This is a genomic window from Streptomyces sp. NPDC048001 (genome assembly GCF_043203115.1).
GTDB lineage: Bacteria > Actinomycetota > Actinomycetes > Streptomycetales > Streptomycetaceae > Streptomyces > Streptomyces sanyensis.
Map to the genome: position 1 here is coordinate 215,170 of NZ_JBIDBN010000003.1, position 16,730 is coordinate 231,899.

General features: G+C 75.9%; 11 protein-coding genes. 3 read left to right on the forward strand and 8 right to left on the reverse strand.

Annotation, left to right across the window (positions count from 1 at the left end):
• Positions 1-17: 17 nt before the first annotated feature.
• The 4 genes from ACGF15_RS07540 to ACGF15_RS07555 all read right to left on the reverse strand — a co-directional run bounded on the left by ACGF15_RS07540 (position 18) and on the right by ACGF15_RS07555 (position 5,964).
• The gene (locus ACGF15_RS07540; RefSeq protein WP_345615317.1) at positions 18-1,445 is read right to left on the reverse strand and encodes a cytochrome P450; all 1,428 of its coding nucleotides are present in this window, start codon (positions 1,443-1,445) and stop codon (positions 18-20) included.
• Between the two features lie 237 nt (positions 1,446-1,682).
• Positions 1,683-2,975: a PP2C family protein-serine/threonine phosphatase gene (locus ACGF15_RS07545; protein ID WP_392797146.1), complete on the reverse strand. Its 1,293-nt coding sequence runs from the start codon at positions 2,973-2,975 to the stop codon at positions 1,683-1,685.
• Between the two features lie 126 nt (positions 2,976-3,101).
• Complete coding sequence (locus tag ACGF15_RS07550; RefSeq protein WP_345615319.1) at positions 3,102-4,085, reverse strand: DUF3048 domain-containing protein; 984 nt, start codon at positions 4,083-4,085, stop codon at positions 3,102-3,104.
• A gap of 64 nt (positions 4,086-4,149) precedes the next feature.
• Positions 4,150-5,964: a glycoside hydrolase family 15 protein gene (locus ACGF15_RS07555; RefSeq protein ID WP_362613761.1), complete on the reverse strand. Its 1,815-nt coding sequence runs from the start codon at positions 5,962-5,964 to the stop codon at positions 4,150-4,152.
• A gap of 780 nt (positions 5,965-6,744) precedes the next feature.
• Here ACGF15_RS07555 and ACGF15_RS07560 point away from each other — a divergent pair.
• Positions 6,745-7,866 carry a glycosyltransferase gene (locus ACGF15_RS07560; protein ID WP_392797147.1) on the forward strand — a complete coding sequence of 374 codons (1,122 nt, stop codon included), beginning with the start codon at positions 6,745-6,747 and terminating at the stop codon, positions 7,864-7,866.
• A 370-nt stretch (positions 7,867-8,236) separates the two neighbouring features.
• Here the strand turns inward: ACGF15_RS07560 and ACGF15_RS07565 are convergent, their stop codons facing one another.
• The 3 genes from ACGF15_RS07565 to ACGF15_RS07575 all read right to left on the reverse strand — a co-directional run bounded on the left by ACGF15_RS07565 (position 8,237) and on the right by ACGF15_RS07575 (position 13,942).
• On the reverse strand, positions 8,237-9,040 hold the full coding sequence (locus tag ACGF15_RS07565) for a class I SAM-dependent methyltransferase (RefSeq protein ID WP_362613767.1): 804 nt from the start codon (positions 9,038-9,040) through the stop codon (positions 8,237-8,239).
• Entirely contained in the window at positions 9,037-13,506 is a 4,470-nt protein-coding gene (locus ACGF15_RS07570) for an aminotransferase class I/II-fold pyridoxal phosphate-dependent enzyme (RefSeq protein ID WP_345615323.1), read from the reverse strand. Before ACGF15_RS07570 ends, ACGF15_RS07565 begins: the two co-directional genes overlap by 4 nt.
• A gap of 277 nt (positions 13,507-13,783) precedes the next feature.
• A complete protein-coding gene (locus tag ACGF15_RS07575; RefSeq protein ID WP_256523572.1) occupies positions 13,784-13,942 on the reverse strand; it encodes a hypothetical protein in 159 nt (52 codons plus the stop codon).
• A 247-nt stretch (positions 13,943-14,189) separates the two neighbouring features.
• Between ACGF15_RS07575 and ACGF15_RS07580 the strand changes: the two genes are divergently transcribed.
• Positions 14,190-14,639, forward strand: a complete 450-nt coding sequence (locus ACGF15_RS07580; protein WP_392797148.1) for a hypothetical protein — start codon at positions 14,190-14,192, stop codon at positions 14,637-14,639.
• Between the two features lie 202 nt (positions 14,640-14,841).
• Positions 14,842-15,654, forward strand: a complete 813-nt coding sequence (locus ACGF15_RS07585) for an SAM-dependent methyltransferase (RefSeq protein WP_345615325.1) — start codon at positions 14,842-14,844, stop codon at positions 15,652-15,654.
• Between the two features lie 111 nt (positions 15,655-15,765).
• On the opposite strand, the gene ACGF15_RS07590 is transcribed toward ACGF15_RS07585, so the two are convergent.
• Positions 15,766-16,671: a helix-turn-helix domain-containing protein gene (locus ACGF15_RS07590; RefSeq protein ID WP_392797149.1), complete on the reverse strand. Its 906-nt coding sequence runs from the start codon at positions 16,669-16,671 to the stop codon at positions 15,766-15,768.
• Positions 16,672-16,730 lie beyond the last annotated feature (59 nt).

Below are 16,730 nucleotides of genomic sequence, written 5' to 3' on the forward strand. Positions count from 1 at the left end.
GCCGCCGCGTCCGGCGGTCAGCGGCGCACGAGCCGCTCCCACCAGGAGGCCCGCTCGGTGCCGGCCGCCGCGGCGGCGGGCACCGGGGCCGGGGCGGGCGCGGCCGCGGGCAGCGGGCGCCCGGCGGAGGCGACGGGGACCTGGGCGACGGGGACCGCCCCGGTGTCGGTGTCGCGCGCGGGGCGGCGGGGGGTGAAGGCGGCCGGCAGGTTGTTCAGCCGGCTGGAGACGAGCGACGCGGTCACGTGCAGCTCGGTCTCGGGGACCGCGAGGCGGAGGTCGGGGAGCCGGGCGAGCAGGGTGTCGATGCCGGTGTCGGCGATGGCGCGGCCGATGTCCTGGCCGGGGCACTCGTGCGGCCCGCTGCTGAAGGCCAGGTGGGAGCGGTTGCCGTGCACGGGCGCGGCGAGGTCCGGGCGGATCTCCGGGTCGACGTTGCCCGCGGCCAGGCCCAGCAGCACCAGGTCCCCGGGCTTGATCTGCTGGTCGCCGAGGCGGGTGGCGCCGGTGGCCCAGCGGCAGGCGCCGACGGCCAGCGGCGGGGCGTCCCACATGACCTGGTCGAGGGCGTCGGGCAGGGTCATCGAGCCGCCGGACAGGCTCGCCCTGAAGCGGCGGTCGGTGAGGATCATCCGCAGGGTGTTGGCGATCAGGTTGGTGGTGTTCTCGTTGGCCGCCACCATCGCGTGGCGCAGGTGCTCCATGACCTCGTCGTCCGTGAGTGCGGACTCGTGGGCGATGAGCCAGCTGGTGAAGTCGTCGCCCGGCTCCTCCTTCTTGCGGCGTACCAGGTCGGCCATGACGGAGACCACGAACTGGTTGCTCTGCACGGCCGTCTCGGTGCCCTTGACCATGTCGCGGACGGCGGCCCCGAGGGGGAGGGCGTCCTGCTCGGGCACACCGAACTGGCGGGCCAGCACCAGCACGGGCAGCCGCTCGGCGAACTCCGCGACGAGGTCGGCGCGGCCGTTGCCGGCGAAGGCGTCGATCAGCTGGTGGGTGTAGCGCACCACGTAGCGGCGGATGCCGTGCCGGTTGAAGCGGGCGAGGCTGTCGCGGACGGCGGCCCGCAGGCGCGCGTGCTCCTCGCCGTCGGCGAAGACGAGCAGCGGCTGCCACGCGGTGATCGGCAGCAGCGGGGAGTCCGCCTGGAGTTGCACGTTCCATATGCGCGAGTCGCAGGAGAACTGCGAGGGCGACCGCATGACTTCGAGGTTCTCGCGGTGGCCGAGCACGAACCAGGCGGGTACGTCGCCGGGCAGCAGGACGGGTGCGACCGGGCCGTGCTCGCGGCGCAGCACCTCGTACAGGGCGTAGGGGGAGTCCGCCTCCGGGCCGAACAGGCGGCGGGTGCCCGTGCCCGCGGGGCCGTGGGCGTGGGCGGGGCAGCCCGGCGGGGGGACGGAGCCCGGCGTACCCGTTGCGTCGGGGAATGAAGTGGACACCAAAGCCTCCAGTGAATCGGCGGGGAAGGAAGCGAAGGGACCCGCGACCCGCCCTCCGGGACCCGCTCACCGCGCCCGCAGCATACCCACGCCCGGCGTCGCCGCTCGCACACGCCCCGCGTTCAACCGCGTTCGCCGGGGCCCGACTTGGGCCGGACGGCCGCCGGGCCGGGGGCGGGCGGGGCGGGGCCGGCGCCCCGCCCCGGCATCGGGTCCCAGGCGGCCCGGCCCGCGGGCTCAGCCGCCGGCCGGCGCCCTGTCCCCGCCGGCCGGACGGTCGCGGACCCGGGCGGCGAGCACGGCGACGTCGTCCTCCGCCCGGGTGGCCCCGCAGCGGTCGACCACGGCGTCCAGCAGCGCCTCCGCCCCGGTGCCCGGTGGCAGCCAGCGGCCGGAGAGGTGGGCGAGCGAGGCGTCGATGTCCACGCCGCGCCGCTCCACCAGTCCGTCGGTGAACAGCAGCAGGGTCTCGGCCCCGGCCACGGCGCGGGTGAGCACCTCGTACCCGCCGATGCCGGTGCCCAGGGGCGGGCCGACGGGCACCGCGACGAGTTCGGCCCGGCCGTCGGCGGCGAACAGCACCGGCGGCAGGTGCCCCGCGCTGGCGAAGGCCGCGGTCCCCCGGGCCGGGTCGACGCGCACCAGCAGGCAGGTGGCCGGGCGCCGCTCGGGGGAGCGGGCGGCCATGGTGTCGAGCTGGCGCAGCACGCGGTGCGGCGGGAGGTCGGCCGCCGCGACATGGCGCAGCGCGGAGCGGTAGGCGTTCATGTCCACGGCGGCGTCCAGTCCGTGCCCCATGACGTCCCCGACGACCAGCAGGGTGCGTCCGTAGTGCAGGCGCACCGTCTCGAACCAGTCGCCGCCCACCAGCGCCCCGCCGCCGGCGGGCAGGTAGCGGGTGGCGATGTCCAGGTTGGGGTGCGGGCGCCCCGGTTCGGCCAGCAGCGCCCGCTGCAGGTCCAGGGCGGTGTCGCGGGTCGAGGCGTGGGCCCGGGCGTGGCCGAGGAGGAGGGCCGCGAGCCGGGCCGCGTGGTGCAGTGCGGCGGTCTGCTCCCGGGTGAAGGAACGCCCCTGGCGGACGGCCGTGAGGACGCCGCGGACCTGGCCGCGGGCCGTCAGGGGCTCGGCCAGGCAGGTGACCTGGGTGCCGCCGGAGCGCAGGGTGGCGGCCCTCGCGCGGTGCGGCCCGCCGGGGGCGGCCAGGAAGCGGGCGGCGGCCTCGGTGTGGAGGGCCAGGTGGGCTGCCGCGCCCCGCTCGGCGACGCGTCGCAGGGGCGCGTCCGGCCCGTCGGCGCGCTCGCCGGTCAGCAGGTGGACGGCGGCCGAGTCGCAGTGCCCGGGGCAGGCGAAGGCGGCGAGTTCCTCGGCGACGGTCTGCTCGTCGAGGGCGGAGCCGAAGGCGTCGACGGCCCGGTCCGCGGGCCCCGGCCGATGGTCGGCGCCGCCGCGGCGCAACCGGTTCGTGCGAGCGCCGACGCCGGTGCGCAACCGGGCCACCCGGCCGCCGAGGTCCTTGCGGAACAGGGCCACCCGGCCACCTCCGTCCACCGCCCGCGCCGCCCCCACGCCATCACATCACGGCCGGTTCCGCACGGCGGGACGGCCCGGTCGGCCGTGCGGGAACCGGCGCCGCGGGGCGGGGGCGGGCGGCCTGCGTCACCGGGGGGCGAGCAGGATCCACACCTGGCCGCGCGCGAAGTCGGCCGGCTCGCCCGAGGGGGTCGTGAACCGCGTCCCGGCCTCGGCGGTGGGACGCTCCCACCGCGCGTCGAAGGCCCGTCCGTCGCGCAGCACCAGGGCCCGGCCCGATCCGACCGTCTCGGTGTACGGCGTGGTGCTGCCGGAGCGGTCGGCGAAACGCGAGGGCCGGATCTCGGTGTACTGGACCACGACCGTGGCAGGGGCGAGGACCGTGCCGTCCGCGGTGGCCGCCGCGGTGCCGTCCATGGCGATCTGCCAGCCGCCGCGGTCGGGCGACCAGGTGAAGGTGTAGCGGGCGGCCGGGTAGCGCACCGTGTGCTCGGGCGAGGCGCGGCCGGTGCCCGTCGGCGGGCCGAAGCGCAGCCCGATGTCGCGGGCGTCGTCGACCCGCTCCGCGGCGTCGAGGGCCTGGCGGGGGCGGAGGTAGAGGTTGTGCGGGGCGGGGCGGTCGTCCGCGCGGACGTAGGCCCCCGGGGCGTCGGCGGGGGTCACGGCGGCGATCGGGGCGGCCTCGATCACGGGCAGGAGCGCGGAGCGGGCACCCGAGTAGGCCAGGGCGGGGCGGCCGAACTGGCGCAGGAGTTCGAGGTCGGACTCGCGGGCGCTGCGGACCGGGCCGATGCTCGGCGGGAGCCGCGAGGAGTAGACGGCGAGGAGGCGCGTCAGCCCCGCCTCGACCTGCTCGACGTAGACGAGGTCCGCGGCGTCCAGACCGGTGTGGGGGCGGGCGGGACGCACATTGTCGATCTTCACCGCGAGGACGGGGCCGTTGGGAGCGGCCAGGCCGGTGAAGTGGGAGGTCCCCTGCGAGGCCGAGGGCGCGCCGGGGTCGGGCGCGGTGCCGGTGCACCCGGTGAGGCCGGCGAGGAGGAGCCCGGCCGCGCAGGCGGCGGCCGCCCTGGCGCGGCGGCGCGGTCGTGTCCTGCTCCGTGCTTCCATGGGCGCTCCCGTCGGTCGGAGGTGCGGGGTGTCGGTGGTGGCCGGCCCCGGCGGGCCGGGCGGCTCAGCCGCCGGGCCGCGCGGGGCGCCGGGCGGGCCCCCGGGTGCCGTGCAGGGCGAAGGCCGCGTTCACGAGCGCGACATGGCTGAACGCCTGGGGGGTGTTGCCGAGTTGGCGGTGCTCCGCCGGATCCCACTCCTCGGAGAGCAGGCCCACGTCGTTGCGGACGTCCAGCACGCGTTCGAACACCTCGCGTGCCTCGTGGTGGCGGCCGGTGAGGGCCAGGGCGTCGGCGAACCACAGCGAGCAGGCCAGGAAGGTGCCCTCGTCGCCCGGCAGCCCGTCCACCCCCCGGACGCCGTCGGCTCCCGGTGCGTAGCGGCGGAGGAACCCGTCCCGCTCCAGCAGGCGGACCGCCTCGACCGTGCCGAGCAGCCGGGGGTCGTCGGCGCGCAGGAAGCCCAGGCGGGGCAGGAGCAGGGCCGACGCGTCGACGGCGCGGGAGCCGTAGGCCTGGACGAAGGTGGACCGCTCGTCGTCCCAGCCCAGGCGGCACACCTCGGCGCGGATCTCCCGGCGCATGGCCCGCCACCGGTCGGTGTGGCCGCGCAGCCCCGCGACGCGCGCCATGCGCAGCGCGCGGTCGGCGGCCACCCAGGACATCACCTTGGAGTGGACGAAGTGGCGGCGCGGGCCCCGGACCTCCCAGAACCCGGCGTCGGGCTCGGTCCAGTGCTTCTCCAGGTACTCCATGAAGGAGGCGAGCAGCGACCAGACGGGGCGGCCGATGGGCACCTCGGCCCGCATCGCCGAGTAGACCGTGTTGACGACCTCGCCGTAGACGTCCAGCTGGAGCTGGCCGACGGCCGCGTTGCCGAAGCGCACCGGCACCGAGCCCTCGTAGCCGGAGAGCCAGTCGGCCGTGCTCTCGGGGAGGCGGCGCTGGCCGCCGACCCCGTAGACCGGCTGGAGGTCGGCGGGTTCGCCGGCGATCGCGCGCAGCAGCCAGTCCTTCCAGGCCACCGCCTCCTCCCGGTAGCCGCTGCGCAGCAGGCAGGAGAGGGTGAGGGCGGAGTCGCGCAGCCAGCAGTACCGGTAGTCCCAGTTGCGGCCCTCCCCCACCGCCTCGGGCAGGGAGCTGGTGACGGCGGCCACGATGCCGCCGGTGGGGGCGTAGGTCAGGGCCTTGAGGGTGATCAGGGAGCGCATCACGGCCTCCCGGAACGGGCCCTGGTAGCGGCAGTTGGCGGCGAAGGCCCGCCAGTGCTCCAGGGTGCGGGCGAGCGAGGCGTCGGGGTCCGCGCCCAGGTCGGGGCCGAGATGGGAGGGGCTCCAGCCGAGGACGAACGCGAGGCGCTCCCCTGCGGGCAGCGTGAAGCGGGAGGAGACGCACTGCTTGGCGGCCTGCACGCTCAGGCCGGGGGGATGGCGCAGATAGGCCGAGTCGGGGCCCGCGACGGCGGCGACGGTGCGGGCGTCGGCCGTCCAGGTCCACGGGACCACCCGGCCGCTGTCGAAGCGCAGGCGCAGCTCCGTGCCCATCTCGACGCGGCCGGACAGCCCCTCGGCGATCCGCACCACGAGGGGCCCGGAGCCCCGGGAGGGCATGAAGTCGGTGAGCCTGACCGCGCCCTTCGCCGTCTCCCAGACGGTGTCGAGGACGAGGGAGTCGCCGCGGTACGCGCGGCGGTTGCCGGGGCGGTGGTCGGCCGGCCCGATCCACCAGCTGCCGTTGCCGGCGTCGCCGAGGAGCGCGGCGAAGCAGGCGGGTGAGTCGAAGCGGGGGGCGCACATCCAGTCGATGGCGCCGTCCCTGCCGACGAGGGCGGCCGTCTCGCGGTCACCGATCAGGGCGTAGTCCTCGATTCGCCCGGCCATAGCGAGAGTCTAGTCCGCACCGGTGCGGGGGGCCCTTCGCGGACGCCCGGGCCGCGGGCGCGCCGGGCGGATCCGGGCGGGCTTTCGCCCGGATCCCCGGCCCGGGACGAGAGGCCCCGTGCCCCGTGGGGCCGCCGGGCCCGCGGACCGTCGCCGCGGCCGCCGTTCGCCGTCCGCCCGCTCGCCCGCTCGCCCGCTCGCCCGCGGGGAGGACATTTCATTGACTGAGTGGCTATCCTGTGCTAAGGCCGTCCTTTCGGACGAGGCGGCCTCCGGGTCGTGCGCCCGGTCGCCGGACCGACCGGCCACCGCGGCGGCGCGCCGCGACGGGAGTGGTGCCCGTGAGACGTCAGCAGGCCGGCCGCCGTGCGCTGTCCCCCGCACCGCACCCGCTCCGCCGGGTGACGGACTGGCCTGCCTCCCCGGCTCCGTCCGCTCCTGCTCCGGGCGGGGCCCCCGGACGCCCGGCACGCGCCGCGCACCCCGCGCGCCGGGCGTCCGACCGCGTCGCGCGCGCGGTCGCCGCTCCCCTGCCCCGGGTCCGCCGCCGGTGTGCGGCTCCCCGTCGGCGGCGCAGCCGCTCCCTGGCGGCCCGCTCCCCCGGTGCCCGGGGCCGGGAGGACTCCGACGGCGGCGGAGGGCCTGGCGGCGGGCGCGACGCCCTCCCGGGCGTACGGCCTTCGGGGCGCGGTGCGCACGGCGCGGGCGGGGCACCCGCTCCCCGGCGGCCCGCTCCCCCGCGCCACCCCTGCCCCGCGCGGCGGGCCGAGGGGGCGGGCCATGGCCGCTGATCCGCGCGTGCCGCGCGTCCTGATCCTGACGGGCGAGCCCCTGGACGGGCCGGAGGGCCCCGCCTCGGACCTGGCGCGGGGCCTGGTGCGCGCCATGCCGTACGCGGAGTACCTGTGGCTGCGGCGCTGGTGGGGCACGAGCGGGACGTCCGCGCCGGGGCGGGCCGCCGGGGGGCGGGCCCTGCCCGTCGTGACCCGCGGACGGCCGCTGTCGCGGCCCCTGTGGGCGCAGGTCGCGGCCGTGGGGGCCGCGGCCTCGCACCGTGTGGACCTGGTGCACGCGGTGATCCCGGTGGGCAGCGGCTTCGCCACCTTCTCGCGGCTGTGGCCCCGCCTCGCCGCCCGGCGCCCGGTGCTGCACACCGTGCCGTCGGTGGTCGATCCCGCGCACCTGTGGGGAGCGCGCCCGCTCGGGCGGACGGTGGCCATGTCCGGGGCGACGGCCCAGGTGCTGGCCGCGGCCGGCTTCGGGCCGGTGGACGTGGTCGGCCCGGTCCTCCGGCTCGGCCCCTGGCCGCCGAGACCGAGGGCGCGGCGCACCCCTCCGATGGTGCTGGCACTGGGCGACGGAGGCGCGGAGGAGGCCCTGCTGGCGGCCGGGGTGGCGGCCCGGGCGGGGGCGCGGTTCCAGCTGGTGCTGGTGGCGAACGGCCAGGGGGGCGGCGGGCACGCCGGACGCCCGGACGAGGACGCCCTGCGTGCGATCGCCGCGCGCGAGGGGCTGCTCGACATGGAGGTGCTGCGCCGCATCAGCGACATGCCCGGGCTGCTGGCCGCCGCCGACGTGCTGCTGTACGTGCCGCGGGCCCTGGTGGGCCGGGCGGACGTCCCGGCGCCGGTGCTCCAGGCGCTGGCCACCGGGCGGCCCGTGATCCTCAGCGACCTGCCGCAGTTCGCCGCACTGCACGACACCGTGCTGCGCGGCCCCGTCGCGGACCCGCACCGCACCGGGCACCTGCTGCGCGAGCTGCTGGACCGCCCCTGGTGGTGGGAGCACCTCGCGGAGCGGGGGCGGGCCGTGGTGGAGGAGCGCTTCGCGCCCGAGCGCGCGGCCGAGGCGTACGCGGACCTCTACCGCGAACTGCTGGTCGGCGGGGGGCAGGGGGCCTGACGGGCCGGTGCGGGTGCGTGCCGAGCCCTGGCGGCCGCCGCCCCGCGTGGGACGGGACCCGGGCCGGAGCGCGCCGATCGGGATCCCGGCGAAGGGGAGCACGGCCGAGCCGGTCGCATGCGACGGCGGCCGGGCACGACCGGGCCGGGCGGCACCGGGGCCCTCCGCCGGGGCCAGGGCCGTGTACACGGCCCTGGCCCCGTGCCGCTTCGGTCGCGAGTCGTACACGCGGATACCGCGGCCGTTCGACCGTGCCGACGCCGACCTCACGGTGCCGTTGAAGCCTGAGCGTCGGATGGCGGCCTTTCTGGAGGGACGGCGTCCGGAGCGGGAGCGGCGCCCCGGCGACAGGCCCCGGTCGGGCCGCTCGTCAGGCCCCCGGGCCGGGGCGGGTGGCGCTGAGCAGCAGCATGCCGGTGTCGCCGTACTCCGGCAGGGTGGGGTCCTTGGCCACCCTGGTGATGCGCAGGGAGGCGGTGAGCGGGGCGAACACGGCCCGCAGCGCGTCCTCGCCGACGGGGAGGGCGGGCCACAGGGGCCCGTCGGCGATGCGGTAGCTGGGCATCCCGGCCATGAAGGCGGCCAGGAGCCGTCCGCCCGGGCGGACGGCCCGGGCGAAGGCGCGGCACAGCTCGGCGAACTCCGCCGCGCTGGTGGTGACGCTCTCGGCGACGAAGGTCATGGAGGCGAGGCCGTAGCGGCGCTCGGGAAGGCCGCCGAGGGCTCCGGGGACCACGCGGACCCGGGACAGGGCCGTGGCGAGGGCGGGGGGCAGGGCGGGGTCGAGGCTGCGGCACAGGTCGTAGAACGGCTGCCAGGCGGGGTCGGGCCCGTGCGCCAGCTGGCGGCGCAGGTAGGCGCGGTTGCCGGCGCCCGGCTCCAGGGCGTCGATCCTGCGGCAGGCCGCCGCGGCGGCCATCAGGGGGTAGAGGTTGGGCCCGGTCCCGCACTCCACGGCGGAGGCGACCGAGCCGGGGGCGATGCCGCGGTAGACGGCCGCGTGGTGGCGGATGACGGCCGCGTCGCAGGGGTGCAGCTCCCGGTAGTTCTCGCGGAGGTAGGCGTCCACCGGCCAGGCGTCCCAGTCGGCGTCCGCGTTGAACCGGGGCGCGCGTTCCCGGGGCGCCCGCGGACGGCGGACCGGGGGCTCGCCGGGTGCGGGCGGGGCCGTCACGGGGTGCGCCCCTCGGCCGCGGGCACCGGGCCGGGCGGCGGCGGATCGCGGCGCTCGGAGGCGGCGGGCGCTGCGGAGGGCCCGGCGGCGGCCTCGACCAGGGGGAAGCGCTCGGCGAGGGCGGTGAGCACGTCGTTGAGCTCGTCGATCTCCTCGTCGGTGTTGAGGGCCGTCATCTGGATCCGGAAGCCGACCTGCCCGTGGGGGACGAGCGGGTAGGCGGCGAGGGTCACGTAGATGCCCCGGTGCCACAGGAAGTCGCCGACGGCGTCCAGGTCCTCCCCGTCGGCGAGCGGGATCTCGATGATGGGCAGCCCGTCGGTGTTGGGGGTGGCGAGACCGAGGCCGCGGACGTGGTCCAGGACCCGCCGGGTCTTGCGGTAGAGGTCGGCCCTGATGTCGTCGCCGCGCCGGTCGTTGACCTCCAGCCCGGCCAGGACGGTGGCGAGCGAGGCGGTGGGCGAGGGGCCCGAGTACAGGTAGGGCGCGGCGGCGACCTTGAGGTGGGCCTTGAGGGAGGGCGGGGCGGTGAGGAAGGCGAGCAGCGAGGAGTACGCCTTGGAGAAGCCCGCCACCAGCACGATGCCCTCGTAGCTCTCCCCGAGGTGGCGCACGATGCCGTTGCCGCGCAGGCCGTAGGGGGAGCTCTCGGCCGCCCCGCGCTCCCCGATGACCCCGAAGCCGTGGGCGTCGTCGACGTACAGCAGGGCGTCGCGCTCGCGGCAGACCGCCGCGAGGGCGGGCACGTCGGTGAGGTTGCCGGTCATGCTGTTGACACCGTCCACGCAGACCAGGAGGGGGACGCCGGTGGGCGCCTCGGAGAGCAGCTGGCGCAGTTCCCCGGGCTGCTCGGCGTGGAAGCGGAGCACGGAGGCGCCCTGCCCGCGGGCCACCAGGCAGCCGTCGTACATCGTGCGGTGGGCGCGGGCGTCGACGAAGACCTGGCCGCGGCCCGCGAGCACGGGGATGACGGAGGCGTGGATGAGGGTGATGGTCGGCAGCAGCAGGGTGTCGGGGGCGCCGAGCAGGCCGGAGAGCCGCTCCTCGATCTCGGGGTAGAGGCGCGGGTTGCCGATCAGCCGGGACCAGCTGGGGTGGGTCCCCCAGCGGCGGATCTGCGGCTCCACGGCGTCCATGACCTCCGGGTCCAGGTCGAGCCCGAGGTAGTTGCAGGAGGCGAAGTCCACCAGCCACTGTCCCTCGCTGCGGATCCGGCGCCCCTGCACCTCGTCGATCACGGCGTCGCACATGCGGCTGGTCTTCTGGAGGCGGGCGAGGTCGCGCCAGCGCTGCTCGCTGCGGCCGCTCCCCCGTTCGGCGGGGCGGCGGACCCGCTGGCGGTCCGCCACGCGCGGGGACTGCCAGGTGTGCCCGGCGTCCACGAAGCGCTGGGCCTCGGGGGCGGCCATGGGGTGGGCGAACAGGAAGCCCTGGCCGAAGCGGCAGCCCATGGCCGAGAGCAGGTCGCGCTGGCCGCCGTTCTCGATGCCCTCGGCGATGACCTGGAGGCCGAGGACGTCGGCGATGCGGACGATGCCCTCCACGAGGGCCACCTGCTGCCCGTCGGTGACGATGTCGTCGATGAACGACTTGTCGACCTTGAGCACGTCGATGGGGAACTCGCGCAGGTAGCTGAGGGAGGAGAAGCCGGTGCCGAAGTCGTCGATGGCGATGGAGACGCCGAGGCTCTTCAGCAGGCGCATGGCGGCGCGGATCTGCTCGTTGCGCACCAGCACCGACTCGGTGAGTTCGAGGACGAGGGAGCCCGGCGCCAGTCCCGAGGTGTCGAGCACCCGCCGGACCAGGTCGACGAAGCCCGGGTCGACGAACTGCCGCGGCGAGACGTTGACGTTGAGGTTGAGGGGGGCGCTGCCGGGGCGGGCCCGCTGCCAGCGGCCGACCTCGGTCGCGGCGCGCTCCAGCACCCAGGCGCCGAGCGGGGTGATGTGCCCGGTCTCCTCGGCGAGGGAGATGAACTGGGCGGGGGGCACGAGGCCGCGCCGGCGGTGCGGCCAGCGCACGAGGGCCTCGAATCCGGCGACGCTGCCTCCGGCGAGTTCGACGATGGGCTGGTAGCGCAGGGCGAAGGACTCCTCGCTGAGGGCGGTGTCCAGTCCGGCCTGGAGCTCGTGGCGCTCGACCATGCCGCTGTGCAGGTCGGGGCGGTAGCGCCGCCACTGGCGCTTGCCCGCGGTCTTGGCCGAGTACAGCGCCAGGTCGGCGTGGCGCAGCAGTTCGTCGGCCTGGGTGCCGTCGCGGGCGGTGGCGACGCCCACGCAGGCGGAGATGCTGTGCGACCCGCTGCCGAGCCGGAAGGGCAGGCCGAGGGCCTGGACGACCTGGGCGGCCAGGACCTCGGCGTCGTGGGGCTCCTTGGCGCCCTCCATCAGGACGGCGAACTCGTCGCCGCCGAGACGGGCGGCGGTGTCGCTGACCCGCAGCGCGCCCGTGAGGCGCTGGGCGACGGCCGTGAGGAGTTCGTCGCCCACGGAGTGGCCCATCATGTCGTTGACGACCTTGAAGTCGTCGAGGTCGACGAAGAGGACGCAGGTCAGCGTGGAGTCCCGGCGGCCGCGCAGCAGGGCCCGCTCGATGCGTTCGACCAGCAGGAGCCGGTTGGGCAGTCCGGTGAGCGCGTCGTGGAAGGCGCGGTGGGTCAGCTCCCGCTCCAGCTGCCGCTGCTCGGTCACGTCGCGGAGGGTGACCACGATGCCGTGGACGGTCTGCTCGTGGACGAGGTTGCTGCACCGGACCTCGACGTCCACGGCGGCCCGGCCGGAGCGCAGGACCCGCCAGTCGTCGTGGACGTCGGGGGCCTCGGACTGCCGCACGCGGGCGAGGGTGCGCAGGGCGCGGGGGCCGTCGCGGGCGTCGACGAGCAGCGCGATCGGGGTTCCGGTGAGGTCGCTCCGGCCGAACATGTCGTCGGCGGAGGGGCTGGCGTAGCGGACGGTGTCGTCGCCGTCGAGGATCAGGATCACGTCGGAGGTGTTGTGCACCAGGGTGCGGAAGTACGCCTCGCTGTTGCGCCGGTTGATCTCCTCGCTGAGGCCGACGCGCTCCAGTGCGAGGGCGGCCTGCGAGGCGAGGGTGGTCACCGCCTCGGACAGCTCGGCGACCGTGTCGGCCGGTCCGGCGAGGAGGACGGCCCCGCGGGGGCTGCTCTCGCCCTGGGGCGCGGTGACGACGAGGGGGGACAGCAGGCCGGTGGTGCTGGGGGCGACGGCCGCTGCGATGTCGGCGCCCAGGTCGGCGGTGGCGACCAGCCGCGTCCCGGCGTCCAGGAGCTCGGCGCTGCCCGCGGGGGCCGTGTCGTCGCCCTCGGCCTCCTCGGCGGCCCGGGGGCTGCGCCAGGCCCAGTCGTCGCCGGCGGCGGGGACGGGCCGCAGCCGCCCGGCGATGTCCACGAGCAGGAGCACCGCATGGGGCACGGGCGCGGTGAACAGGGCGGTCACCGCGGTCCGCACCGCCCGTGCGACGTCCTCCGGGGTCACCGCGCCGACGAGTTCGGCGGCGGCCAGCCGCAGGCTCCGCTCCCGGGTGACGGCCTTGCGGTGCTCGACGACCAGGCCCCACAGCCGTGCGAGGACGAGCAGGAACATGGCCGCGGAGAAGACGGCGGTGACCGCCGTGTCCCGGCCGTTGCCGCGCAGCGACTGGAACAGCAGCATCGCCGGGGCCACGAGTGCGGCGCCCGCGAGCACGGCCAGCCGCCGGCGGGCGATGCCCGGTGCCCGCTGGGGCACCGGTTCGGTGAGGCGGACCATGGACGGGTGGAGGGCGGCGAGTCCCCAGGCGGTGAAGAACACCACCCAGCCGAGGTCCAGGTAGGTGCCCACCTGCCAGGTGCCGGCGAGCTGGCCGAGCCCGTAGAGGACGTCGGAGGTGAGGATGCCCACCGTGCCGAGGGTGAGCAGCTGCACGGAGCGGTCGCGCATCCCGCCGAGGGTGAGCAGGCGCACCAGCATGGCGAGGATCAGCACGTCGCCGAGCGGGTAGGCGATGGAGATCGCCTGCTCCTCCCAGCTGACCAGGGATTCGTCCGCGACCAGGGGGTGGATCAGGTGCACCCAGGACAGCAGCGCCAGACCGCTGGTGAGCAGCAGGGCGTCGAGGAGGCTGTCGAGGTCCCTGGAGACGCACCGGCAGCGGATGAACCCGAAGATGCCCGCGGCGAAGAGCGGGTAGGTGGCGAGGTAGAAGACGTCCGCGACCGAGGGGAAGGGGTTGACCTGGCCGAAGAAGCCTTCCAGCAGGTTGTAGGCCGTGTCGCCCGCGGTGAAGGTGAGGTTCGCGGCGGCGAGGAGCAGCCAGGGCCAGCGGCGGGCGGGCCGGTGGACGTGGACGCCGACGAGGATCGCGGCGACGCCCGCGAGGCCGATCACGGCCCAGGAGGAGGTGTGGCGCGCCGGTACGGTCAGGTAGACCACGGTCGGCGGGACGAGGCACAGGACGTAGACGAGCATGATCCGGCGGCTCAGCGCAGCCTGTGCGCGTGCGGCCGGGCTTCCGGGACGGCCCGGGGGGCCGGGTCCGGACAGCTTGGCGCCAGATGGGGTGTGTTGCACAGTGCCCTGCCGATACGTCCCGAGATGCCCGGGTTCGTCGCGTTGGGGGACCTTTGTCTACACACTCTGCGCCGCCTGGCCGGGGCGGTCAAGGCGAGGGGATCGGCGCGCGTACCGGCGGGGGCGCATCCGCCGGGCCCGGCGGGGTGCGGCCGGGCCGGGGCGGGTGAGGGGGCTACCGCAGCGCGCCGGCGCCCTGGAGGTCGAAGTCCAGCGTGCGGCCCACCTCGCGCAGGGTCTCCTCCGCGGTGCGGCGGACGTCGGCGGGGACGTCGCCCCGCTCCTCGACGAGGCCGTGGTAGATCGGTGCGTCAGCCCTGTCTGCGGAGCTCACGATTAGTCCCTTCGTTCGATTGCGCGGTCCGTCCGGGGTCCGGGAACGGCACTCCGGTGCCGGAGGCAGGGGCGAGTGTACGGGGTCGGTGACGGCCGGATGCCCGGCGGCCCACTTTCCGGTACGCACACCGTCCACCTCCGGTCATGCTCCGGGCGGGTGGCGAAATGAGGCCGGACGGGTACAGAAGGGGCCCGTTCCGGCCCGGCCGGGGTGACCGGGCACGGGGCACGTCGTTGGGGCGGGCGTGAAAAGGATCACCCGTTCCCTCGCCGCCTGCGCCGTCGCCCTCGGGGCCCTGACCGGCGCCCTTCCCGCCCACGCGACCCCCTCCGCCGACCCCGTCCGGTGCGGGGGGATCGGCGAGACCGCCGCCCTGCGCCTCGACGGGCGGACGGCCCGCGGGGCCGTGACCCTGCCCGCGGGACGCCCGTCGGAGTTCGCCCTCGACTTCCGCCCGGCCCGCTCCCACGGGGCGACGCAGCTGCACCTCCGGGCGCGGGGCGCCTTCGGCGAGACGGCGCTGACCCGGGACGCGGCCGGGGCGGTGGAGGCGGGACGCACCTACACCGTGCGCCAGCGGGTGACGCCCCGCGCGGACCTGGCGGGGTCGGGCTTCGTACTGCGCCTGTACGTGACCGGCGACGAGAACACGCTGGAGACCTGCGTGGAACTCGACGTCCGGGTGGCCGGCTGACCCCCGGGCCGAACCCGGGGACGGCCTGACCGGATCGGGCGGCCCGGCCGACGGACGCAGGAGTCCACCGCGAACCGGACAGATGGTGGCCGAAACATACGGGGCGGCCCCGGGCGTTCAGCAGATCATCTGTTTCCCGCGACCCCGCGTCCCTAGCATGTGGCTCCCACAGCCTGATCTCCACGGACGCGGGTGAGAACCGATGGGACGCGAGTCGTGGCGCCCGGACGCCATCGACACCAAGGTGCCGAGCGTGGCACGCATGTACGACTACTTCCTGGGGGGCGACGACAACTACCAGTCGGACCGCGAGGCCTGCGCGGAACTGCTGAAGCAGGTGCCCAGCACCAAGGTGCTGGCCCTGAACAACCGCAGCTTCCTGCGCCGCGTGGTGCGGCTGCTCGCCAGCGAGTACGGCATCCGCCAGTTCGTCGACCACGGCTCCGGGCTGCCGACCCAGGACAACGTGCACCAGGTGGCCCAGGCCGTGGACCCGTCCTCGCGGGTGGTCTACGTCGACAACGACCCCATCGTCCTGGCACACGGCCGGGCGCTGCTCGACGAGAACGACCGCACGACCGTGATCCAGGCGGACATGCGCGACACGGACGGCATCTTCGGCCACGAGGAGACGCGCCGCCTGATCGACTTCGACCAGCCGGTGGCCGCGCTGTTCGTGTCCGTACTGCACTGCATCCCCGACGAGGACGACCCCGCCGCGCTGGTGCGCCGGGTGGCGGAGCGCCTCGCCCCGGGCAGTTTCCTGGTCGTGTGCCAGCTGGTCAGCGACCGCGCGGAGATCCGGACCTTCGTCACGGACTTCATGGCGCAGGCGACCGGGGGCAACTGGGGCCGGGTCCGCGAGGAGCACGAGGTCACGCGCTTCTTCGACGGCCTGCAGATCCTGGAGCCGGGACTGGTGGAGGTCTCCACCTGGCGGCCGGACACCGAACTCGCGCCGGTGCAGCAGACGGACGAGTGGATCGAGTGGGGTGGGGTCGCCCGGCTGTCCTGAACCCGCGGTCCGGCGGTGCGGCCCGGCGGTCACCCGGCAGGGTGCGCGCCGGGCCGCACCGCCGCCGGGGACCGCGCCCGGCCGGGGGCCCGGCAGCGGTCCGGCCCGGACTCAGCCGAGGGCCTCCAGGCTCGCCCGCAGCCGGGCCCCGGTCTCCTTCGGCGTGAGCGCGCAGGCGCCGAGGCGGTCGAGCATGTCGCGGTACTGCTCGACGGTGGCGGGCTTCTGCGTGAAGGTGCTGTCCGTGAGGTGCTCGATGTACACGGCGTCCCTGAGGTCGCCCAGGGCGAAGCGGAGATAGCTGACGCCGGTGCCCACCCCCACGGAGGCCGTGACGTCCAGCGGGGCGATCTGGAGGGTCACCCGCGGGCGCTTCATCATGGCGATCAGATGGTGGAGCTGATCGCGCATCACCTGCTCCCCGCCGACCGACCGCATCAGCACGGACTCGTCGACCACCGCCCACAGCCGCGGGGCGTCCGGCAGGTCCAACTGGCGCTGCCGCTGCTGCCGCAGCTCGACGCGGCGCCGGATCTCGTGGTCCAGCAGCCGTCCCGGGCCCGAGCGGATGACGGCCTGGGTGTACTCGGGCGTCTGGAGCAGTCCGGGAACGTAGAACGGCTCGTAGGTGCGGATGGTGGCGGCAGCACCCTCCAGCGCGACCAGCGGCGTGAAGAAGTCGGAGAGCCCGTCGTTGAAGGACCGCCACCAGTCCGGTCGGCGGGAGGCGGCCACCAGCCGCATGAACTCGGCGACCCGCTCCTCCTCCTCGACCCCGTACAGCTCCAGCAGGGCGAGGGCGTCGGAGGGCTTGCAGCCGTGGCGGCCGAGTTCGATGCGGCTCGTCTTGGACCGCGAGAAGCCGAGCTTGACGTCGACGTCGGCCGGGTCCAGCCCCGCCGCCGACCGCAGTTCGCGCAGCTTCCCGCCCAGGATGAGCTTCAGGGCGGTCGGGTTGCCCTCGACCGCCCCCAGCGGCCGGACGAACAACGACGGGCTCGGGTCGGCGGCTGCCATCGCACGCTCCTGCGGAGACTACGGGAAGCAGTCAGTATCCCAGCCCGGTGCACCGGGCA